We start from the raw sequence: 21,829 nt of genomic DNA on the forward strand, positions 1-21,829 counted from the left end.
ATCATTAGTTATATTAATGCACTAGCAGCAAGTAAAATCAACTATACGAATTTTTCGCCTTTATCTGTTTTTACATCATTCACAAACTGACGAATTTGTTGTTCGTCCTGCTTTCTACAAACCAATAAAATGTTTTCCGCTTCAACAACTATATAATCGGTAAGGCCTTGCAAAACCACCAACTTATCATGAGGCATATTGACAATACAATTTTTAGTATCGTACAGCATAACATTTTTTCCAACCACTGCATTTTTGTTTGCATCGTGTGTTATGTGCTCATAAAGTGAACCGTATGTGCCTAAGTCACTCCAACCAAATTCAGCACTCATCACAAACACATTTTTTGCTTTTTCCATCACACCAAAGTCTATACTGATGTTTGTACATTGTGAGTAAGCAGTTTTGATAAATGCACTTTCATCTTTGCTGTTGTAAACAGAATTGCCTTCTTCAAAAAGATGATACATTTCAGGAAGATGTTCTTTCAATGCCTTTAAGATTGATTTCAGGTTCCATAAAAATATCCCTGCATTCCAGACAAACTCTCCGGATTGGAGAAAAAATCGAGCCATTTCAAGGTTCGGCTTTTCAGTAAAAGTTTTAACTTTAAAAATCTTATTTGTTTCATTGTGTTTTTCATCCACAAACTGAATATAACCATAGCCGGTATCAGGTCTGCTTGGTGTAATCCCTAAGGTTAGCAAACAGTCATTCTGTGCAGTGAAAGAGAGACCTTTGTTGATTGCTTCAACAAAAGCATTCTCTTTGGTGATGATATGGTCTGAAGGAGCAACAACAATGTTGGCATCAGGATTTTTTGCAGCAATTTTAAATGCTGCATACGAAACACATGGTGCGGTATTTCGTCTGAGTGGCTCACCCAGAATATTTTCTATCGGTAGTTGTGGTAGGTTTTTCTTAACCAAATCAACATACGATTCGTTGGTTACAATATAGATATTTTCTTTAGGACAAATTTTAGTGAAACGATTAAAGGTTTGTTGTAAAAGAGTTTGTCCTGTTCCTAAGATGTCAAGAAATTGTTTTGGAAAAGCATTTCTGCTCATTGGCCAGAAACGACTTCCTATACCTCCGGCCATGATTACGCAGTAATTGTTTTTGTTCATTATTTTAAAAAGATTGTCTTAAATTTTACTCGATAGATTCTAAACACAAAAAAAATGAAATTAAAGGCTGAAAGAATTATTTATTGTTTTTTTTATTAACGAATAGATTTGATAATTATTTGTATTTCATTTTTTCAGCGCAACTCAGAGTTAAATAAAAAACCGGCTGAAATTATCAACTGGTTTCGTGCCTTTAAAATTTATTTTTATCTGGAAATTACTTTTAAACGTTGTATTGAATTTTGTCCTTCAACTTTTATGAAATAAACTCCTTTGGCAAAATTACTGATGTCAACAGCATGACTTCTGTTATTTGTCGGGAAGATATCTTCTGTTATAACTTTTCCATTGATATCGTAAACAGTCAGTATATACGATTCATGAGAGGTCTGATTGCTGTAAAGAATAAATTTCCCATCAGATGGATTTGGAGAAATACTCAATGTTCCAGCACTGTTGTTCAATTGATTTAACCCTGTAGTAACATCAATATTTACATTGTCTATGTACAATGAGTTGCCAAAATCGTTGATGTTTACAAATTTTATAGAGACATCCTGACCAAGGTATGCATTCAATGAAACAGAATCATTTCGCCATTGATTTGCAGCATTTGGTGCAAAGTTGCTGGTTGTAGTTCCGGTTGTAGCAAGAGTTGCCCCACTTTTTAAGTAACCGGAGGCTACCCATGTATTTCCGCAGTCAGTCGAAATATCAACTCGCAGACCATCGGTGTATGTACTTGAATATTGTGCATAAGCTACATCAAAAGTCAGTAGTGCTGCAACTGCATTGGATAAACTCACTTCATAACTAATCAAATCGTCTTCTGCACCGGTGTTGTTATAGGAAAAATTGTTAAAGCGTGCAGCATAAGTAGAAGAACCTGATGACCCGGTTATTAGAGCTGATTTTTGCCAGGAATAATTAATATTTGATTGTTCAATAGACCAGTTGGCAGGAGGGAAAGCTGCTGCCTGAAAATCCTCCGTCATTGGTGGCAATGAAGGAGAAAGAATATTAATCATTGCAGTTTGTGTTGAACTTGATGTTCCAATTCCATTGGTAGCATCTAATGTTACATCGTAAGTGCCAGAGGCATTAAACTGCACTTGTGGATTTTGTGACGTTGCTGATGTTCCGTTTACGAATGTCACAGTATTTGGACTAAAAGTCCAGTTCCAGCTGAAAGGTGCATTAGAACTCTGATCTGTAAAGGTGAATGTTTTGCTGGTGCAACCAACATTGAAGTTGGCATTAAACTGAACTACTGGAGGGATATTTGGACAATTAAAAACACCGGGTAGTTTTTCAATAGCAATTGCCCTTCGTCCTTTATTGCCATTAGCCATCACAGCTCTCACACTAAACCAATAAGTGTTAGCAGTTAGAAGATTGGTAAATATATAACTGTTGTTTGTTGTTGTTGCAACAGAATCCATATACATTGTGCCTAACATACTCACTTCGTACCAAGCAGCATTGCTAACTGCAGTCCAACCAATTTTAGTAGAGTCGGGGCAGGAGTAAATAACATTTAAGTTTTGTGGAACCCCAATGATGGTAAATGTTGTGTCAGACATTCCGGAAACACTTCCTCTTGTAACACGAACGCGGGCATCACCTGTTGCAATACCAGTAGGCACATTCCATGTATATTGTAATGTATTCTGATTTACATTGGTAATATTATTCCATGTTGTGCCATTGTCTGTAGTATATTCTACATCAAATGAGCCAAGACCTTTCAGGGCATCCCAGCGAATAATTTCAGGGCGACCCGGAACAAAGCCTTCTCCTCCCATAGGGTAGGTTACAGTGATGTCATCATTTCGGAACTCATAAACCAAATAATAAGTCTGCGCTCCTTGTGGGATAGCAAATCCTTTGAGCGAAACAATGTAGTTGCCTGCTGCTGGATTGTCTAGTGTAACTTGCTCCATATTGTTTAAATGGTCAATACCTCTTGTTGCAGGTGCATTCAGATTGGTAGCATTCGGAGTCGGGTCAAGAATCCATGGATTCCATACAGTGCTGGAAGGATCTGTAACCTTCATATCAATATCGTTAACCAAATAAGTAGAAGATGCTGGAGATCCTCCTACATCATGCCAGTAAACCATGACACGCATTTGAGAAGTACCTGCAGGAACATTAATGGAATAAGTTAAAGAGTCGCCTTGATTAATACTGTCGGTAAAATAGCGGGCGTCTTCAATGGTAGTAACAGCACGAAGCGCATTTACTCTACCCCAACCATATTTGTAGTCAGGACCCGGGTTCCCGATATCTTCGGCTCCATTAAGTAAGCAAGCTTTAATTAAAGCTGTTGGTGCATCAGAAGCAGAATTAATTTCTTTATATGCCTGAATTAACTGAGTACATATACCAGCAATCCCAGGACAGGCAGCAGAAGTACCACCACCAACCTGATAGGTATTGTTTTCGTCTGTTGACATTTGGTCGCGACCATTGGCAGCAATATCAGGTTTTACTCTACCGTCAGAGGCAGGACCAATACTACTAGAAGGATCAATTACTTCCAATGCATCAAGATTGGCTACAGCAATTACATTTTTACCCTGCTTATAGCCTCCGGTAATATTTCCCCAGTTACTACCAGCGCCATAGCCACAGTTGGCACCATTGTTATTTCCTGCGGAAAACACAAATTCAAGTTGCCCATTGTCATGAATAGTTTGATCACCAAACTGTGTGTCTGTGGTGTATTCATTACATCCCTGCGAATAGCTGGTTGACGCAACCACTGTTCCAAGATTGTTATAGTTGGTAACAGCATCAATTATTTGAGGATAATTTCCAATATCGAAAACATGAAGCTGAACACCATTAGCCATTCCCGGATATGCAGGATTTAAATTGCCTGCACCGGCAAGAATTCCACCTGTCATATCACCATGGTCAGGGCCGGTAGTAGTAGAATAATTGGTGATTCTACCTGTAAAATCAATGTGTGGACCCACAAATCCGTCATCGGCAAGTGCAGCAGCCACACCACTTCCATTGTATTTTCGACCCATAAGCAAGTCGTTGTTTATGCTATTGCTGCGGTGCAGGCTACGTCCTTCCAAATCATCTTTAACAGATGGTGGAGAGGTTAGGTCAATAAAAAACAACCAGGGTTGTTGTGTTACGGTGGCAACTGCTTGCTGTTGCATGCGCACTTCAACCATATTATTTATATCCGTTGAACTTAAAACTTTACCATAAGAAGCAGCAATAAGCTGGGCATCCTGCATCAAAATATTTTTCTGAAACTGAAGTCGCACATCAATCATTCCTGCAGAAGGAACAGCAAAAGCAGGATAATCACCCAACATGCCAATAGAAAGTTTCTGTTCTGCAGATTGATGTGTTACACTCCTGACATTAAATCCGGAGAGTAATTGTTTGTTAAAACCAATTGGAATTGCAGCATTAAAAGCATACTTAGGCAAGTACTCTAACAGTTTAATTCCTGTTGCTTCTATTGCAGCTTTTTCTGCTGCAGTAGGTATATTATAAAATTGAATGATGCGATAATAATAACCATTGTAAATATCGTTTTCGGATATTTTTTCCCGGATAAAAGAGTTTAAGTTTTCTGCCGGCAAAACAGCCTTTCCTAAAAACATCAGGCGATAGTCTGTTTGCGCCATGGTCATAGTAGTTACACACAGTAACACAATAGAGAGAAGTCGCTTTAACATAGTTTAATTTGATTTTTATGAATTTTAAATAAAGGGTCTAAATTATAGAAAACATTCATTCCATGAAAAAATGTTTAATTATTGATTATCAGTTAAAAGGGTTTCAGAAAAACAAGGCATTATTTCAGCGATTTGGTTACTTTTGCACGCTTATGAAAAATCGGATATCGGTTTATTTCCTTTTAATAGCTATGCTGCTGACCTTTGGTTCATGCAGTAAGTTTAATCGCATTCGTAAAAGTGGCGATATGAATTTGAAGTATGACGCTGCCGTAAAATATTTCGAAAACAAAAAATATTATAATGCACTTCAGCTTTTTGAGGAGTTAATCGTTGTGCTTAAAGGTACTGACAAGGCTGAAAGCTCTTACTACTATTATTGTTTAAGTTATTTCTACACCGGTGATTATACTAGTGCAGCTTATCACTTTAATAATTTTGCTCAGACATTTCCAATGAGCGCCAAAGCCGAAGATGCTTTGTTTTATAATGCATATTGTTATTACCTAGACTCTCCACCTTCCAGCCTTGATCAGCAAAGCAGCCTCGATGCCATCAGGCAGTTTCAGTTATTTATTAATAAATATCCTACAAGTCAGCGTGTTGCAGAGTGCAACAAGTATATTGATGAATTAAGAGGTAAACTCGAAGTAAAAGCATGGGATAATGCAATGCTTTACTATAAAATGGAAGAGTATAAATCGGCTATTGTCGCCTTTGAGAATGTGGTAAAGGACTTTCCCACTACCAAATATCAGGAAGAATGTTTATTTTTGTCGCTAAAATCGGCTTATCTCTATGCTCAAAACAGCATAGAATCGAAAAAAGAGGAACGTTACAAGAGTACATTAGATCATTACAATAAGCTGATAGAAATATTTCCTGAAACGGAATATAAAAAAGAAGCTGGCCGGATAATGTCGGCAGCCGAAGAAAAATTAAAGGATTATCATACTGTAAATTGATTAAAACAATGAATAGCAGAAACGTAGCACAAACAACAGTAACCCGCGATGTGGTTGACTTCGAAAAAAAGACAGAGAATATCTATGAAAGTCTTGCCATTATTGCAAAACGTGCCAATCATATTGCTGCAGAAACCCGTGAAGAACTACACGATAAACTTAGCGAGTTTGCCTCTTCAACAGATACTTTGGATGAGGTTTTTGAAAACCGCGAGCAGATAGAGATTTCTAAATATTACGAGCGTCTGCCTAAACCAACTTTGGTTGCCATTCAGGACTTTTTAGATGATAAAATCTACTTCCGCAGTCCTGCAAAAGAAGAAAATAAAGACAGCGCAGAAAATTAAAGCCATGTTGCAGGGGAAAAAAATCCTGCTGGGTGTTACAGGAAGTATTGCAGCTTACAAAACACCTGAACTAGTGCGACAATTGGTGCAGCAAGGAGCAATTGTTAAAGTAATTGTTACTGCCGCTGCTAAAGATTTTGTTTCACCGCTTGTACTTTCTACTGTTTCAAAAAACGAAATACTTCAGACATTTACTTCAGAAGATAATGCTACCTGGAATAACCATGTTGAATTGGGATTGTGGTGCGACATTTTTCTGGTAGCTCCATTATCAGCCAACACACTGGCAAAGTTTGCCAACGGCATTTGCAACAATTTATTGACTGCGGTTTTTCTGTCATGTCGCAATACAGTTATGGTGGCACCTGCTATGGATGTAGATATGTTTAAACATGCATCTACCCAAAAAAATCTTGAGGTTATTGCCAAAAACAACATTAAAATTATTGGGCCTGAGAGTGGTGAATTAGCCAGTGGGCTTACCGGAAAGGGTCGCATGACAGAGCCTGAAGATATTGTGCAGGAAGTAATCAATTACTTTAATCCATCATTACCTTTACAGCATAAAGTTGCTGTTGTGACTACAGGCCCAACACAGGAAGCCTTGGATCCGGTTCGGTTTATTGGCAATCATTCTTCCGGAAAAATGGGGATTGCAATTGCAAATTGTTTAGCCACCAAAGGTGCATCAGTAACTCTTATTTCAGGCCCGTCAGTTAGTTTGGCAAATTTGAATAAGTCAATTAAAGTGATTCATGTAACCTCTGCAGCAGATATGCTCAAAGCATGTAAACAAACACAACCGGATGCCAGCATTATAGTTATGGCTGCCGCTGTTGCAGACTTTAAACCGGAAGGTGTTTCTGAACAAAAAATCAAAAAGAATAATAATGAAGTATTAAATGTTCAGTTGGTGCCTACAGATGACATTGCAGCAGAAATGGGTAAGCTTAAAAAAGAAGGTCAATTGTTAGTGGGGTTTGCCTTAGAAACAAATGATGAAATTCAGAGTGCCGAACGAAAACTTAAAAATAAAAACCTCGATTTTATCGTTCTCAATAAATTGGAGGCGTCAAATCAGGTTTTCGGTTCAGACTTTAACCGTATTACCATCATTGATAAAAACCTTGTGACAACACCATTTGAAAAAAAATCAAAAGATGCAGTTGCATCAGACATTGTTGAGAAAATAATTACTTTAGTGCAATGAAGAAATTTTTCGGTTTTATAATATTGATGATGAGCCTGAATACTGTTCAGGCACAAGAACTCAACTGCCAGATAAATGTAATGGCTCCACAAATTCAGAACGTAGATAAAAAGGTTTTTGAAACATTGCAGCAATCTATATTTGAATTTATGAATAACACCAAGTGGACTACAGATAAATATCTGAACCAGGAAAGAATAGAATGCTCTGTTACAATAACCATTAACGAACGAGTTTCAAATGATGAGTATAAAGGAAGCATTCAGGTAACTTCAAGACGACCTGTTTTTCAGACATCATACAACTCGCCAACTTTAAATTTTAATGACGATAATTTTCAGTTTAAATATATCGAATACCAACCTCTCGAATTCAGTGAGAATGGAAGCAACCCTAATCTGACTGCAGTTCTTGCTTATTATGCTTACATTATTCTTGGAGTAGATTACGACAGTTTTTCTTTGTATGGGGGAGCACCTTATTTTGCCAGAGCACAAACAATAGTAAACAATATGCAAAATGCACGTGAAGCCGGATGGCGTGCTTTTGAAAGTACCAAAAATCGTTATTGGCTCTCTGAAAATATGACCAATCCTGTTTTTAAGCCTTACCATGAAATGTTTTATCAGTATCATTTGAAAGGGCTTGACATGATGGCAAAAAAGAAAGATGATGGATTATCACAAATTTCTGAAAGCCTTGATTTGTTAATGTCTGTACATAAAGAAAAGCCGGGTTCATTGTTGTTACAATCTTTGTTTTATGCCAAAGCAGATGAAATTGTAAATATTTATTCTGGTGCCTACCCCGATCAAAAGGTAAAAGTCAGCAATCTGCTGAATGAAATTGATCCTGCAAACGGAACCAAGTATTCTAAGATAATGGGGAATTGATTTTTGTAAAATCAAAAAATCAAAAAAAATTATTCCGGATTACTGCTATCAATTACCTCGTCAGAAGGTAAATCAATAGAATTGTCTTTGTATTGTTTTACGTAGTAAAGATATTTCCCTACTGGGGTGCAGGCGTAGCCTGATATAGTGTCTCCGGGCAATAACTGTGTGCGTGTAAAAGTTCGCCAGTGTTTTGATTTTTCCTGAACGGCCAATTTAACGGCAAGTGTATCGCTGCATGTATTTACAAACCAAACTTTATAGGGCTTTGTTGATGCTGGACATGATAATGTTTCAGCGCCAAATTTTTTATTAACTTTTTGTAAACATTGTCCGAAATCTTTATTGTCCTGCTCTATTTTGAAAGCAGATAAAAGTACCGCTGTACCAATTAGTATTGTAAAAACAAACTCACGCATTCTGCTCATTTACAGTAATTGTTTTTAAGTATGATTTTAGCTTCTTCGTTTCCTAATTTTTTTGATTTGTTCCAATCCTCACAAGCGCCTTTAACATCGCCAAGCATTTTTTTGGCAAATCCTCTGTTGTTATATGCTTCAGCATCTTCAGGTTTTAGCTCTAATGCTTTATTAAAATCGGCAATGGCTTTATCGTATTTTTCGATTTTATTATAGGCACTGCCTCTTGAAACATAAGCCCATTCATGATTGGGTTCATAGAAAATAACATCAGTAAAGTTTCCAATAGCTTCAGAGTATTTTTTTAAAATAGTGTTACAAAATCCTTGTTGTAAAATGGCATTTACATTTGCTTCATCCATGTTTGCCGCGTAAGTATAGTCTAACAGTGCTTCCTGAAATTTACCATTGTTGAATTTTATTTTTCCCTGATTCATCAGTGAGTCAATACGCATTTTAAAGTCAGCAGAGTCAACCTGAGCATTTGCCTGAAAACAAATAACGGATAACAATACAATGAACAATGTTTTTACCTCATTCAAAAGGTTCTGAATTTTCATAATTTTTATCATTAATCAAACGTATTAAATGTTGAAATGCTTTTACCAACCCATCATTGGTTTTCTGTCCGTATGAAATGGGAAAACTTATACGACTGTAAAAAAGTCTTTTGCTTAAAAACTCACGTGTGACACATTTTTTTTGTGGGTTGGTGCAGTTAATGAGCAACATGCCTGCTTTTGAATTATAGTAAACCTTATTGGCATCGAGATCTTTTATTGGCGACTGGTCTTCCCTGTATTTGGTTTCTCCGTCAAAATAGCTTGCTATTAAGACACCATAGTTGATAGAAACCACATATTTGCCACCAAATTTCTGATTAATATAGTCGAGTGTTTGTTGTACTGTAATGTTTTCCTGAGCTCTGAGTGCTGGTGAAACAACAACAAACATCAGAAACATTAAAAAAAATATTCTTCTTTTGCTTAACTCTTTATTAATTCTATCGTAAACCAAACACATTCTTGATCAGAAATTAGGACTATCGTTTAAACTATTAACTAATTTTGTATCGGTATTAAAACTTTTTAACGGAATAAAATTACAAATGTTTGGCATTGGAAAAAGAATTCATTTAGTTCCGGTAGGGGTTTTTCTCACTATCTTCATGTTTATATGTGGGGTATCCACAGCTCAGACTAAGAAGACATTAACTATTAATGCTAAGTTTAAGATTGATGGAGGAGGTAGTCTTAGTGATGCCTACATGGTTTTGCAGCGTGACGGTCAGTCAATTGAAACCCTTCCCGGACAATCGGCATATACCTTAAATCTTGAAATTGGGGCTGACTATATTTTGTCTTTTAACAAGCCCGGATACATCACAAAAAAAATCAACATTAACACTACTGGTGCCGATGAAGAAAGGATAGATCAGGGCTTTGAATCCTACCCTTTTACAGTTGTGTTGATGAAGCAATATGATGGAGTAAATATTGTGATTTTTAATCAACCTGTTGCAAAAATCACCTATTCAAAAAAATATGATGAGTTTGATTACGATACGGATTACACCAAGTCAATTCAGTCGGCAATTCAAAAGGCCGAAGAAGATTTAAAAAAAGCAGAGAAAGAGTTTAAAAAGAATCCACCCAAACCTGCCGTTGACAGCACATTGGTTGCTAATAAAACAAAGACAGAAGAAAAGAAGGCACAGAAAGAAAAGCCCAAGACTGAATCCCAAGAAAAACCGGTTGCCGTAAAAGAAAAAAGCAAGGTCGAAGAAAAGAACAATGAGTCGAAAACTACCAACAAAAGTGCTACTGCCAACGGTGGACAAGACCAACCATTGAAGCCAACACAAGGAGGAGGAAGTGATGAGCCTGAAGGTAATCTCGATAGTGAAAAAGGAGCAGATAATAAGGCAGCTATTGAGCCAACAGCCGGAAATGATGCTATTAAAAATAAAATTGGTTTGACAAAAGGTGCTGATCAACCACCTGCAGAGGAGCCAACTAAATCGCAACCGGTGATTGTAAAAACTCCTGAAAAGCCAGTGCCGGAAAAACCAAAAGAAGTAGTAGTGCATACAGCACCTACACCTCCCGAAAATGTTTCAGTACGAAGAGAACAAATTGCAGAAGACAAAAAAACTGTTTACAATGTGTGGGTTACTAAAGGAAATAAAACTGTGCTCTATAGTAAGGTTGTTTATGCGTGGGGTGGCGTTTACTTTTTTCGCGACCTGAATACTTCTATTTCTGAAAACATGTACAGACAAGCCGATGCAGGATTAGTAAATTTTTAGAAGTTGTTTTCAGCCGGAAAATTGAAGTACTTTACCTGTAATTTTCAGACATTCACCCAACTTAGTAAATTTTCACACTCAGCGGTTTTTAAATTGCATGGAGAAAATAAACACAGCAATAAAATGTTGAATACATATTTCTGCATGAATCTGTTCAAACCGCAAAATGACAGTCAGGTTTCATTACTTGAAGATATTAAAACACTGCGTTCTATTAAAGGGAGCACATCACGGTTTACCATTCTTCGCTCTGTAGCCAAAACAAGAAAACACACACGTACAATCTATCCTGATGGATGGAGATTTGAATAGTCAGCAGTCGTAACTATTGTTTGACAAACAATCTGCTAATTTGAAAGTCTGTTGCTTTAATTTGTAGTGTATAAAGGCCTTTGGTTAAATGGCTGATATCAATTTTATGCTTAATGTTTTTGTTTATTGCCAATGATATTATGTTACGTCCATATATGTCAGAAATTTCAACTGTAGTATTGGTTAAAATATTGAGTTGTGTTAAGTCAACAACTATTTCATCGGTTGCCGGATTGGGATAAAGGTTCAAAGAATTTTGTAAATCGGCAAATCCAACCGTTCGGGTAATGGTGTCTGAAAAAGCCATACAACCATTGGTGTCTGTAAAACTTAAGAAGTAGAAGCCGTTGTTGGCAACAGGCATGTAGTTGAATGATGAAGGAATGTCGGAATAAGTTATTCCATCAACAGAGAAATGCCAGATGAAATTACTGCCATTTAAACTGGATAGAATAGTATCGTTTGATGCAGAAAAAGTAAGTTGTGCAATCTGTACAGGATAAACAGTTACAGATATAGGAGCGCTGCTTCTTGAACAACCTGACCAATTTGTAATTATAACAGAATAAATGCCACTGCTATCAATGGTAATACAATTAAGCGCAGACCCATTCGACCAGAGAAAAGTGCTTGTGAGAGAATTTCCATTGGAACATAGCTCAACACTGTCGCCATGGCAAAATGTTAAGCTTCCATTAATGTTGATAGTGGTATCAGGAAAGTCTGCAACAGCCAGGACAGTCCATATAATGGAGTTGGTAGATTCACAACCCAACTGATTAGTGATTATGCAATATGGGTAGTGATAATTCATTAATGCTTGAGCTCCATAGACACATTCGGTTGTGTCTCCGTTGTCCCATAGGTAACTTACAATTGTGCTGGTTGTTGAAGTATCTGTTGCACAAAAAATAATAGTATCGCCAGGACATGACCCCAATGCCTGCATACTTACACCAGCAAGAGGAATTTCATACGAGTCAACCAAAACACTATCAACAGCCACACATCCACTGCTGTCTGTTGCGGTTACAACATAATATCCATTGTTAGAAAGGTTTTTTGCAGAAATAAAGGAACCATTGCTTGCATTGTAGTTAAAATTTGGTGGGCAGTTGTTGTTTGGACATGTCCATAGATAGGTTGTAGTAAAATTATTGGGGTAGGCTTCCAGAATGACATCTTTTCCGGCACATCGCCCATGTGAACCTACAGAGTAGGTTACTGAAGCCTGTACTGTACATGTTGTTTGAGCTGTAGCGTTAAATAGCGCCATTAGCAGTAAAACTGCTATAGTTAGTTTTTTTTTCATTGCTTGATGTTTTATAATTAGCAATATTAATGCTAACAAGTCAGAACAACAAATTTTCAGCAATAAAAATTCGAAAACAAGAGTAAAGCAAACCTATTTTACTGCTGCCTTTACCGCAAACAATGCTTTAAGTTTATCCATACAGAAATCAACTTCAGCCTTTGTGTTATAGCGCGAAAAAGAAAAACGTACTGCCGGTCTTTCGGGGTCAGAATTGATTCCACGCAATACATGTGAACCAATCTCACTACCTGATGAACAGGCACTGCCGCCTGATGCTGCTATGCCGGAAATGTCTAAATTAAATAACAACATGTCTTTGCCATCAAAAGGTGGAAAAGAAACATTTAATACTGTAAACAAACTTCTTTCACTAACATCACCATTAAAACGCACTCCTGGAATTTCATCCAGTAGCTGTTGCTTCATATACTCTTTTAACCCTAAAATATGTTTACGGTCTTCGTCTAATTCTGCATAAGCCAACTCCAATGCTTTAGCCATACCAATAATACCATAAGCGTTTTCTGTTCCACCACGCATGTTACGTTCCTGTGCTCCACCGGTAATTAACGGATGTATTTTTAATTTGTGATTGATGTAAATAAATCCTACACCTTTTGGACCATGAAACTTATGTGCCGCACATGTAAAAAAGTCAATATTTTTTTGAGACATGTCATAAAGAAAATGCCCCATAGTTTGAACCGTATCGCAATGAAAAATAGCATTGTATTGTTTGCAGAGTGCACCTATACGGTCAATGTCGTTAACAGTGCCTAACTCGTTGTTTGCATGCATAAGCGAAACAAAAGAACGCGGATTGTTTTTAAGTAATTCTTCGAGATGGTCATAATCAACTTCACCTTTGTCATTCAGTTTTACCCAGCTAAGTTTAATGATACCCTCTTTTTCTAAATCTTCCAGTGTATGGGTTACAGCATGATGCTCTATGGGCGATGAAATGGCATGTGTAATTTTATGATCGTGTATGGTACAACGTATAGCCATATTGTTAGCCTCTGTTCCACCTGATGTAAAAAATATTTCTGACGGTGCTACTTTTAGCAAAGAAGCTACGGTTTTTCGTGCCTTTTCAATTGCCGATCGCATTTCCCTTCCGAAAGAATGGATGGATGATGGATTGCCATAAACTTTTTGCATAATAGGCAACATGGCTTCAATAACTTCCTGTCTTAGGGGTGTTGTTGCAGCGTTGTCAAAATAAACTTTCATTGTTTGTGTATTTGATTTAGTGTGATGTGGGTCAGACTTTTGCCGGGTGGCTTATTAACTCTTTGATATCTGAAATAATTTTTTCGGCAAGATTGTTAGCAGTTGTTATGCTGTCACTTTCTGCATAAATGCGGATGATGGGTTCGGTATTTGATTTACGCAGATGAACCCACTCTTTATCAAATTCTATTTTTACTCCGTCAATAGTGTTTATTTTATTTTTTTTATATTTCTCCTGAATTGACTCTAAAACACCATCAACATTTATTTCAGGAGTAAGTTCAATCTTGTTTTTAGAAATAAAGTAATCAGGATAGGACGAGCGAAGCATAGAAACAGTGTTTCCATATTTTGCAAGATGAGTAAGAAACAATGCTATACCGGCTAATGCATCTCGGCCATAGTGAATGTCAGGATAAATAACACCTCCATTTCCTTCACCGCCAATGACTGCATTTTTTGCTTTCATCATTTCCACCACATTAACTTCGCCAACGGCAGATGCAAAGTGATTTCCACCGGCTTTTTCAGTCACATCGCGCAGCGCACGTGTAGAAGATAGATTACTTACTGTATTACCTTTTTTGTTTTTCAGAACATAGTCGGCCACTGCTACCAAAGTATATTCTTCGCCAAACATTTCACCATCTTCGCAAACCAATGCAAGACGATCTACATCAGGGTCAACAGAAATTCCTAAATGTGCTTTAGATTTAATAACTGTTTTACTCAACTCAGTTAGATGCTCAGGTAATGGCTCCGGATTGTGTGGAAACTGTCCATCAGGTGTGCAGTAGAGTTCAATCACTTCTTCAACACCTAATGCTTTAAGTAATGGTGGTAATGCAATGCCGCCTGATGAATTAACACAGTCAATAACAACTTTAAATTTTTTAGCAGCAATAGCTTTTGTATCAACTAAAGGTAATGCAAGTATAGATTCAATGTGTTTGTCAATGGCATGTGCATCTGTTGTCACTGTTCCCAGCTGATTTACATTGGCAAACTCAAACGATTCCTTTTCTGCAATGTTCAGAAGTGTTTCGCCATCAGCAGCAGAAATAAATTCGCCTTTGTTGTTTAACAACTTCAAGGCATTCCACTGTTTTGGATTATGACTTGCAGTCAGAATAATTCCACCGTGTGCCTGATGAAATGTAACAGCCATCTCAACTGTGGGTGTGGTTGATAATCCTACATCTATCACATCAATGCCCATTGCAGTGAGTGTGCCACAAACTAAATTATGAATCATGGGTCCGCTGATGCGTGCATCACGACCTAAAACGACTTTGCATTTTGTTTTTACCGGAAACTGTGCTATCAGCCAAGTGGCATAGGCAGCCGAAAATTTTACTACATCAACAGGAGTGAGTGATTCTCCGGATTTGCCGCCAATTGTTCCTCTGATGCCTGAAATTGATTTTATTAATGTCACAATCTTTGCTTTTTTTATAGTGCAAATATATCAAATCAACAGGTAGTTTTATGAATTTAATAGATGGATTTTTTGAATATCAGTGTTTTATTCTTTTCCGCAACAGAAACTGTTTTCATGAAAACTGAGCAATCTTCTTAACCAATACTTCTGCAATTTTTTTATTCGATTCATGTGTCCACCCTGCAATGTGTGGTGTGAGAATGGTTTTATCAGAATTTATCAGATATTCAAAAGGCTCAGGAAGTGTTTCTAACTTTTCAAAAGAAGATGTTTCATACTCATGAACATCCAGACACGTACCTTTCACCTTTCCGGTTTTGAGATGTTTAACAAGGTCGGCAGTGTTCACACATTTTCCTCGTGCAGTATTGATGATGTAAATTTCTTTTTTACACAAATTGATAAATGTATCGTTAATCATGTATTTGGTTTCTGTTGTTAATGGTACATGCAGACTAATAATGTCTGCTTCCTTTTGCAGTTGTACAAGAGAAACTTGTTTTATATAGGGATATTCAACAGTATCAATGGTTTTGTATGGATCATAAGCAATAATGTTCACATCAAAACCTGAAAGTTTTTTTGCAAAAGCACTACCCATATTGCCAAAGCCAATGATGCCCACAGTTTTGCCCTGCAGTTCTATGCCACGGTTTTCTTCTCTAAGCCATATTCCTTTTCGCACTTCGGTGTCAGCTTTCATTAATTTATTCAGAAGTGTAAGTAACATCATTAAAGCATGTTCACCAACAGCATCACGATTGGCTTCGGGTGCATTCAAACATGTAATTTTTTTAGAAACAGCATAATCAACATCAATATTTTCCATGCCTGCACCACCGCGGGCAATGAATCTTAAATTAGTTGCATGTTGTAACAGGTCTTTGTTTATGGGTATGCGACTTCTAATGGCAATACCATAAAAGTTGCCAATGGTTTCCTGTATCTGCCGAAGATTCCATTCATATCCTTCCGTACAATGAAACTCCATCGCTGTAAGTTTTGGAATAAAAGATTCATGAAAAGTGTCTATTAATAAAATTTCTTTTGACATTGTTTTTAAAATTGACATGAAATAAAAATCCTCCGATTGTGTTGAAGGATGTTGTCTGATTTTTTAGGATGACTTTTTTTTAACTCTTAAAATAGTGTCCATTTTTGTGCTCTCCTTAAGACCTAATAGACAATTTGTCATCACTTTTTTTTCTCTCCTTTTCCCACTTTTTAATCTTGTTTGATGGACAAAGGTAATTTCTAAATTTTTTGATTCCAAATACAAGGCAGTTAAGTATTTTTTCATGTTTGGCAAAAAATTTCTGTTGACTTTGATGAAACAGTTTCTTAAATTGCGGCATCTGGAAAATTCTTTACCATTTTGCAATCAGAGCAGAGAACCGGGATTGCTGGTGGTAAGTCACAAATATTCTATCGGATATATTGCTAAAGTTAGAATAAGGTAAGATTTAAGGAAGATTCTTCAGGTTTTTGGGTAACTCTTATGCAAGTGTGTAAGTATAACCATCAACGATAAAGATATAAACCGTTATGCATGCATTAGACATATTACTTTTAGGAGGGGCGTTAGTCTGTTTTGTCTTGGCATATTTTATTGCCTCACGCCCAGCACGCGAGTCGCGCCAAAACAGTAAATCTAAGTCAAAGTGGAATCATGTAAAAATGGACTCGGCCTCAACCGTTCATTCACCCGAGATGATGAAATATGTTCACGATAAAACAGGCTAACTGACTTTGCTCCAGTTGGGTTGCTCTCGCAACTGATGTAATTGGCGATTCAATATTTTATTCTCTTCTGAATTCAACAACGGGTCATCTTTCAAAATATGGATGACTGCATTTCTTGCCAGTTCTAATATTGCACCATCTTTTGCCAGCTCAGCAATTTTCAGGTTCAATAATCCGCTTTGCTGAATACCTGTAATATCTCCCGGACCACGCAGCTTTAAATCCGTTTCTGCAATTTGAAAACCATCATTAGTCTGAACCATTGTTTTTAGCCTTTCGCGGCCATCGGCAGATAATTTATTGCCCGACATTAAAATGCAAAACGACTGCTCTGCACCGCGACCTACACGTCCTCTTAACTGATGCAACTGCGACAATCCAAATCGCTCTGCATTTTCAATAATCATAACGGTGGCATTAGGCACGTTAACACCAACTTCTATTACCGTAGTAGCAATCATGATGTGTGTTTTGCCGTTTGCAAAAAGTTCCATCTCCTGCTCTTTTTCTTTTGCTTTCATTTTGCCATGAACCATACTCACAAAATATTCGGGCAATGGAAAATCTTTGCGGATGTTATCATAGCCATCCATCAGGTTTTGAAGGTCTAATTTTTCTGATTCTTCAATTAAGGGAAACACAATATAAATCTGCCGTCCAAGTTTAATTTGCTCTTTCATAAATCCAATAACACGAAGGCGTGATGAATCAAAAAGATGCATTGTTTTTATGGGCTTTCTTCCGGCAGGAAGTTCATCAATAACAGAAACATCAAGGTCGCCATAAAGGGTCATAGCTAAAGTGCGTGGAATGGGTGTTGCAGTCATCACCAGTACATGAGGTGGTTGTTGCCGCATCCAGAGTTTGGCACGTTGCTCTACACCAAAGCGGTGTTGCTCATCAATAATAACCAAGCCAAGGTCTTTAAATTTTACCCTGTCTTCAATCAATGCATGAGTGCCAATGAGGAGATGTGTTTCGTTGGATGCAATTTTTTCTATAATGGCTTTCTTTTTGGATTCAGATAGAGAACCTGTAAGCAATTCAACATTAACAGGTAGTTTTCCGAGCAATGCTGTTATTGTTTGAAAATGCTGAGCAGCTAAAATCTCCGTTGGCGCCATCAGGCAAGCCTGCTGTTTGTTATCTAAAGCTAATAGCATGGCGAATAAAGCAATTACCGTCTTACCACTACCAACATCACCTTGCAACAAGCGGTTCATTTGTTTTCCGCTTACAGTATCTTTTCTGATTTCTTTGAGTACGCGCTTTTGTGCCAGTGTCAATTCAAAAGGAAGATGCTCGCTGAAGAATGTGTTGAACAGATAACCAACTTCAGTAAACATACGTCCACTTTGGGTAGCATTTCTGTTTTGTTTGTTAAACAGTAATTTTAATTGAATATAAAATAGCTCTTCAAATTTTAAACGGAAGCGGGCATTACGAAGTAGGTCCTCATTTTCCGGAAAGTGAATTTGAATCAATGCATCACGCAAAGGCATCAGATTAAAAGTCTTAATTAATTGAGGCGACAATGTTTCTTCAATCGAGGGTGGCAGGTCTTTAAGTGCCATACGCACAATCCGCATGATGCCCTTGCTGTCTAACCCTTTAACTTTAGATTTTTCTGTAGAGTAATAAAATGGTTGAAATCCTTTGAAAGGTTGTTCTTTAAATTTTTCCATCTCCTCAATTTCCGGATGGATGATACTCCATCTGCCATTAAATAAGACGGGTTTGCCGAACACAACATACGCTGTTCCGGCTTTCAGGGTGTCACGTATCCACGTTATTCCTTGAAACCAGACCAAATCCATTTGACCGCTTTCATCTTTAAAAACTGCCTGCAGACGGGTAGTGCGTTTTTGTCCAAAGGCAGTGAGCGAGGTAAGTACTCCTTTTAGCTGCACATAAGGCAAACTGTCGTTAAGCTGAGAGATAGTATAAAATTGCGACCTGTCAACGTAGCGAAAAGGAAAGTGATAAATAAGATCTGCAACGTTAAATATTTCCAGCTCTTTACGGAGAACAATAGCCCTTTGCGGACCCACTGTTTTAATAAACTCAATATCTTTTTGAAAGTATGACTGCACAGTTGCAAAGGTAGGTCAGAATGAAGCACAAAAAGATTAGAATCATTACCAGCATAAATGCAAAGAAAAATAAAGCATTAGATATCAAACCCCTGTGGACTAATATTTTCTTGCTATGCTATTTAAATTTGCAGGAACGAACTTACTGTGTTATAGGTATTACTTCAAAAGAATATAAAATCGGTTTTACTTTTAAACGTTAATCATTGTAAAGATAGTGATGAAATAAAGTGCAGGCTATTGTTGTGTAAATGTTTTACGAAAAAATATACATCAAAGTGTATCGTGTGGCTTGTGTATCAAGTTCAGATGGAACTCAAAATATGAACAGCTACAATACTGACACAATAACTTTAAGGGTAAACTAGCAGTTAAATTTTATTTCACCACTATTTTTCCTCTGTACGCTTTTCCTTCACCGTTAGGTGTAAGTTCGTAAATATATAATCCTGAGTTAAACTTATCTAACGAAATCAATACTTCACCATTGGCGGTTTTATTTTGGTGAATCATTTTACCGGCCAATGAATAAACTGTAAGGTTATATACAGTGCCTCTGAGGTTATTAAATTTCAGCAACACTTTTTCAGAGGCAGGATTTGGCATAACTATTATATCAGATTTGTCAGGAGTGAGTTCATTCAGTCCTACAGGTATGACATAAACCATTGTATTTAATGTGGTGTTGGTTATAACAGGTTCGTTTAGGTCAAAATATATATCAGCTGTATTGTTAATCATTGTTCCGGCAAAAAGTCCACTATCTGTCTCAATAGAATATATCACATAACCATGACTTGCAGGCTCATTTGTATTACTGTCGGGAAGTAAAATATTATTAAATGTAAATAGTAATGCGCCTGTTTTCATATTTAAAGTAGGAGTCATAGGGTGACTGTAATCTTCAACCCGGAAAGTTTGCCAATTTAATTCCGGGTCTAAAAGGTCTCTGATTTGAACCGTAAAAGCAGTGTCGTTTCCTGTATTCTGAAAACGAACAGTGTAGTACAATCGTTCGTTCATTAATGTAAAATTTTGACTTTGCACACCCGGTGGGCTCACTGCTTTGTCGTTAGGGTCAAATGAACAAATAACCATTTGTGAATTTGTGCGTGAATGATTGAATACAACATTACTTCCATTGGTAAGTCTGATAATTCCTGTAACTCCAATAGTGTTGCCTGCTCCCGGAATGTTGAGCATAAAATATTTACTAAACGTAGAAAATAAATTCAGATTGGTAATGTTCCAAAACAAAGTATCACCCACTGTAAAATCAGGAGTGGCACTGGCAACCGTGATGTTACCTGAACAAACTATTCCAAGCACTCCATTTACCACAGCATTGCTTTGGTTACGGAAAGTTACGTAATAAGATTGTTGTGTATTGCATCTTGGCATTCCGAAAATAGTCAGTAAACCATCGTAGTAAGGTGTTCCTGTCTGAAATCCGAAATCTTTATTACTTGCTATGGAGTTATTAACGCTGAAATTATATGTAGCTGGTGTTGATGTAAGTGTGTATGCAGCCGTTGGTACATAAGTTAATGTTTTATTACCGTTGCTGCATCCTATAGAATAGTCGCCATTGGCATCTGAGATGCCTGTAATACTATCAGGCATCAATGTTACATGATGATTTGGAATTGGAATGTCTCCCGCATCAAAAACGCCATTGCTATTAGAGTCAAAATAAATTTTTCCGTTTACAATAGACTGCGCAGGACTTATGGCATTAGAAAAGGGTAAAATATGTCTGCCACTAAAAGGGCTTCCGGTTTGAATGGATAAATCGTATAGTCCAGTTAAAGCATTGGTAGGAATATTAAGGGTGATTTTAGCGGTAACCTCATCCAATACCTGTACTTGTGTAAGCAGATTAGCACTATAATGACTGCCTGTTCCGTGTTTTACTATGGATGCCGATAAAATATTTCCATACACATTGGCACCCGTTTGAAACAGCGAGTCAGATACAATAGTAAGTATTACTGATTGACCTTGAACCAATACAGAAGGGGAAACAGAAATCAAGCCACTTCTTACACCGAAATCATTTCCTGAAGCATTGTTATTATTGATAGTTACACTGTGATTAGGCGAGGAAGTTGAAAAGAAAAATATGCTGTTAGGATTGTTTACCCATGAAACTGTGTAACTGCCATTGGTAACAGCAATTGAATAATTACCATTGGCATCAGTATTATATACATGGTTTTGGGGCATGATTTTAACGGATGATCCCGCTATTCCTGATTCTGATGCATCTTTTACACCATTATTATTGAGGTCTTCATAAACCTGTCCGGTTATGTAACCATCAGGCGAGCCTACTTTAACAGCAGAAGGTAATATGATGTCGTATGCAAATCCTTGCATAGGATCAAAATTCAAAACATACAAATCATAGAAACCTATTGGAATTCCTGTTGATGGAATTAGAAAAGCGCCTGTAAAATGTTCATCATCTATTACATTTATGTTGTACATAGGAATTGTCACACCGCCTAAGAATAAATGCCCTGTTGTAGAAGAATTTTGAAATAAGGTGTTTGCACCTGTAATGGTTGCACTGAGTGTTTGACCTAAAGCTACGGTGTCGGGAGTAATAGAAACTAATACCGGTTGTTGTGCTTGACTAAACGTAAAAGTGTTAATCAGGAGAAATAAAATGTAAAATCTTTTCATAGATTTAAATTTAAAATTGTAG

Annotated in this window: 18 protein-coding genes; 7 read left to right on the forward strand and 11 right to left on the reverse strand. The window is 37.1% G+C overall.

The genetic code is table 11. The features are described 5' to 3' along the window. Positions 1 to 41: 41 nt before the first annotated feature. Positions 42 to 1,130 carry a mannose-1-phosphate guanylyltransferase gene (locus tag V9G42_05185; protein MEI2758813.1) on the reverse strand — a complete coding sequence of 363 codons (1,089 nt, stop codon included), beginning with the start codon at positions 1,128 to 1,130 and terminating at the stop codon, positions 42 to 44. A gap of 206 nt (positions 1,131 to 1,336) precedes the next feature. Beyond that, the gene (locus V9G42_05190) at positions 1,337 to 4,840 is read right to left on the reverse strand and encodes a S8 family serine peptidase (GenBank protein ID MEI2758814.1); all 3,504 of its coding nucleotides are present in this window, start codon (positions 4,838 to 4,840) and stop codon (positions 1,337 to 1,339) included. A 152-nt stretch (positions 4,841 to 4,992) separates the two neighbouring features. On the opposite strand from V9G42_05190, the gene bamD reads away from it, so the two are divergent. From bamD to V9G42_05210, 4 genes are read left to right on the forward strand one after another with little or no spacing between them, the layout of a single operon-like run. Next, positions 4,993 to 5,805, forward strand: a complete 813-nt coding sequence (gene bamD / locus V9G42_05195; protein ID MEI2758815.1) for an outer membrane protein assembly factor BamD — start codon at positions 4,993 to 4,995, stop codon at positions 5,803 to 5,805. Positions 5,806 to 5,813: 8 nt separating this feature from the next. Next, positions 5,814 to 6,152, forward strand: a complete 339-nt coding sequence (locus tag V9G42_05200) for a DNA-directed RNA polymerase subunit omega (protein ID MEI2758816.1) — start codon at positions 5,814 to 5,816, stop codon at positions 6,150 to 6,152. A gap of 4 nt (positions 6,153 to 6,156) precedes the next feature. Next, on the forward strand, positions 6,157 to 7,362 hold the full coding sequence (gene coaBC, locus V9G42_05205; GenBank protein ID MEI2758817.1) for a bifunctional phosphopantothenoylcysteine decarboxylase/phosphopantothenate--cysteine ligase CoaBC: 1,206 nt from the start codon (positions 6,157 to 6,159) through the stop codon (positions 7,360 to 7,362). Beyond that, positions 7,359 to 8,255 carry a DUF4835 family protein gene (locus V9G42_05210; protein ID MEI2758818.1) on the forward strand — a complete coding sequence of 299 codons (897 nt, stop codon included), beginning with the start codon at positions 7,359 to 7,361 and terminating at the stop codon, positions 8,253 to 8,255. The genes coaBC and V9G42_05210 overlap by 4 nt, the downstream gene beginning before the upstream one ends. Positions 8,256 to 8,284: 29 nt before the next feature. Here the strand turns inward: V9G42_05210 and V9G42_05215 are convergent, their stop codons facing one another. Genes V9G42_05215 through V9G42_05225 form a run of 3 tightly spaced genes read right to left on the reverse strand, consistent with a single transcriptional unit; the run spans position 8,285 to position 9,628 of the window. Next, on the reverse strand, positions 8,285 to 8,683 hold the full coding sequence (locus V9G42_05215) for a hypothetical protein (GenBank protein ID MEI2758819.1): 399 nt from the start codon (positions 8,681 to 8,683) through the stop codon (positions 8,285 to 8,287). After that, entirely contained in the window at positions 8,680 to 9,234 is a 555-nt protein-coding gene (locus V9G42_05220) for a tetratricopeptide repeat protein (protein ID MEI2758820.1), read from the reverse strand. Before V9G42_05220 ends, V9G42_05215 begins: the two co-directional genes overlap by 4 nt. After that, on the reverse strand, positions 9,209 to 9,628 hold the full coding sequence (locus V9G42_05225) for a hypothetical protein (GenBank protein ID MEI2758821.1): 420 nt from the start codon (positions 9,626 to 9,628) through the stop codon (positions 9,209 to 9,211). The genes V9G42_05220 and V9G42_05225 overlap by 26 nt, the downstream gene beginning before the upstream one ends. Positions 9,629 to 9,782: 154 nt before the next feature. On the opposite strand from V9G42_05225, the gene V9G42_05230 reads away from it, so the two are divergent. Further along, positions 9,783 to 10,982: a hypothetical protein gene (locus V9G42_05230; protein ID MEI2758822.1), complete on the forward strand. Its 1,200-nt coding sequence runs from the start codon at positions 9,783 to 9,785 to the stop codon at positions 10,980 to 10,982. A gap of 144 nt (positions 10,983 to 11,126) precedes the next feature. Next, the gene (locus V9G42_05235) at positions 11,127 to 11,294 is read left to right on the forward strand and encodes a hypothetical protein (protein MEI2758823.1); all 168 of its coding nucleotides are present in this window, start codon (positions 11,127 to 11,129) and stop codon (positions 11,292 to 11,294) included. Between the two features lie 13 nt (positions 11,295 to 11,307). Here V9G42_05235 and V9G42_05240 read toward each other — a convergent pair whose 3' ends face one another. The 4 genes from V9G42_05240 to V9G42_05255 form a co-directional block, all read right to left on the reverse strand. Further along, positions 11,308 to 12,606, reverse strand: a complete 1,299-nt coding sequence (locus V9G42_05240; GenBank protein MEI2758824.1) for a T9SS type A sorting domain-containing protein — start codon at positions 12,604 to 12,606, stop codon at positions 11,308 to 11,310. A 93-nt stretch (positions 12,607 to 12,699) separates the two neighbouring features. Further along, positions 12,700 to 13,842, reverse strand: coding sequence for a cysteine desulfurase family protein (locus V9G42_05245; protein MEI2758825.1), 1,143 nt, complete (start codon positions 13,840 to 13,842; stop codon positions 12,700 to 12,702). Positions 13,843 to 13,873: 31 nt separating this feature from the next. Next, positions 13,874 to 15,280, reverse strand: a complete 1,407-nt coding sequence (glmM, locus tag V9G42_05250; GenBank protein ID MEI2758826.1) for a phosphoglucosamine mutase — start codon at positions 15,278 to 15,280, stop codon at positions 13,874 to 13,876. A gap of 115 nt (positions 15,281 to 15,395) precedes the next feature. After that, positions 15,396 to 16,337 carry an NAD(P)-dependent oxidoreductase gene (locus V9G42_05255; GenBank protein ID MEI2758827.1) on the reverse strand — a complete coding sequence of 314 codons (942 nt, stop codon included), beginning with the start codon at positions 16,335 to 16,337 and terminating at the stop codon, positions 15,396 to 15,398. 491 nt (positions 16,338 to 16,828) lie between these two features. On the opposite strand from V9G42_05255, the gene V9G42_05260 reads away from it, so the two are divergent. Then, on the forward strand, positions 16,829 to 17,026 hold the full coding sequence (locus V9G42_05260; GenBank protein ID MEI2758828.1) for a hypothetical protein: 198 nt from the start codon (positions 16,829 to 16,831) through the stop codon (positions 17,024 to 17,026). On the opposite strand, the gene recG is transcribed toward V9G42_05260, so the two are convergent. Continuing rightward, positions 17,023 to 19,119, reverse strand: a complete 2,097-nt coding sequence (recG, locus tag V9G42_05265) for an ATP-dependent DNA helicase RecG (protein ID MEI2758829.1) — start codon at positions 19,117 to 19,119, stop codon at positions 17,023 to 17,025. The genes V9G42_05260 and recG overlap by 4 nt on opposite strands. Positions 19,120 to 19,497: 378 nt before the next feature. Beyond that, the gene (locus V9G42_05270; protein ID MEI2758830.1) at positions 19,498 to 21,807 is read right to left on the reverse strand and encodes an SdrD B-like domain-containing protein; all 2,310 of its coding nucleotides are present in this window, start codon (positions 21,805 to 21,807) and stop codon (positions 19,498 to 19,500) included. Positions 21,808 to 21,829 lie beyond the last annotated feature (22 nt).

This window comes from Bacteroidia bacterium (genome assembly GCA_037045145.1).
In the GTDB taxonomy this organism is placed as follows: domain Bacteria; phylum Bacteroidota; class Bacteroidia; order AKYH767-A; family OLB10; genus OLB10.

Coding starts and splice junctions, on each gene's coding strand:
- V9G42_05185 (MEI2758813.1), bottom strand. CDS start 1,130: ATGAACAAAAACAATTACTGCGTAATCATGGCCGGAGGTATAGGAAGT.
- V9G42_05190 (MEI2758814.1), bottom strand. CDS start 4,840: ATGTTAAAGCGACTTCTCTCTATTGTGTTACTGTGTGTAACTACTATG.
- bamD (MEI2758815.1), top strand. CDS start 4,993: ATGAAAAATCGGATATCGGTTTATTTCCTTTTAATAGCTATGCTGCTG.
- V9G42_05200 (MEI2758816.1), top strand. CDS start 5,814: ATGAATAGCAGAAACGTAGCACAAACAACAGTAACCCGCGATGTGGTT.
- coaBC (MEI2758817.1), top strand. CDS start 6,157: ATGTTGCAGGGGAAAAAAATCCTGCTGGGTGTTACAGGAAGTATTGCA.
- V9G42_05210 (MEI2758818.1), top strand. CDS start 7,359: ATGAAGAAATTTTTCGGTTTTATAATATTGATGATGAGCCTGAATACT.
- V9G42_05215 (MEI2758819.1), bottom strand. CDS start 8,683: ATGAGCAGAATGCGTGAGTTTGTTTTTACAATACTAATTGGTACAGCG.
- V9G42_05220 (MEI2758820.1), bottom strand. CDS start 9,234: ATGAAAATTCAGAACCTTTTGAATGAGGTAAAAACATTGTTCATTGTA.
- V9G42_05225 (MEI2758821.1), bottom strand. CDS start 9,628: ATGTTTGTTGTTGTTTCACCAGCACTCAGAGCTCAGGAAAACATTACA.
- V9G42_05230 (MEI2758822.1), top strand. CDS start 9,783: ATGTTTGGCATTGGAAAAAGAATTCATTTAGTTCCGGTAGGGGTTTTT.
- V9G42_05235 (MEI2758823.1), top strand. CDS start 11,127: ATGAATCTGTTCAAACCGCAAAATGACAGTCAGGTTTCATTACTTGAA.
- V9G42_05240 (MEI2758824.1), bottom strand. CDS start 12,606: ATGAAAAAAAAACTAACTATAGCAGTTTTACTGCTAATGGCGCTATTT.
- V9G42_05245 (MEI2758825.1), bottom strand. CDS start 13,842: ATGAAAGTTTATTTTGACAACGCTGCAACAACACCCCTAAGACAGGAA.
- V9G42_05255 (MEI2758827.1), bottom strand. CDS start 16,337: ATGTCAAAAGAAATTTTATTAATAGACACTTTTCATGAATCTTTTATT.
- V9G42_05260 (MEI2758828.1), top strand. CDS start 16,829: ATGCATGCATTAGACATATTACTTTTAGGAGGGGCGTTAGTCTGTTTT.
- V9G42_05270 (MEI2758830.1), bottom strand. CDS start 21,807: ATGAAAAGATTTTACATTTTATTTCTCCTGATTAACACTTTTACGTTT.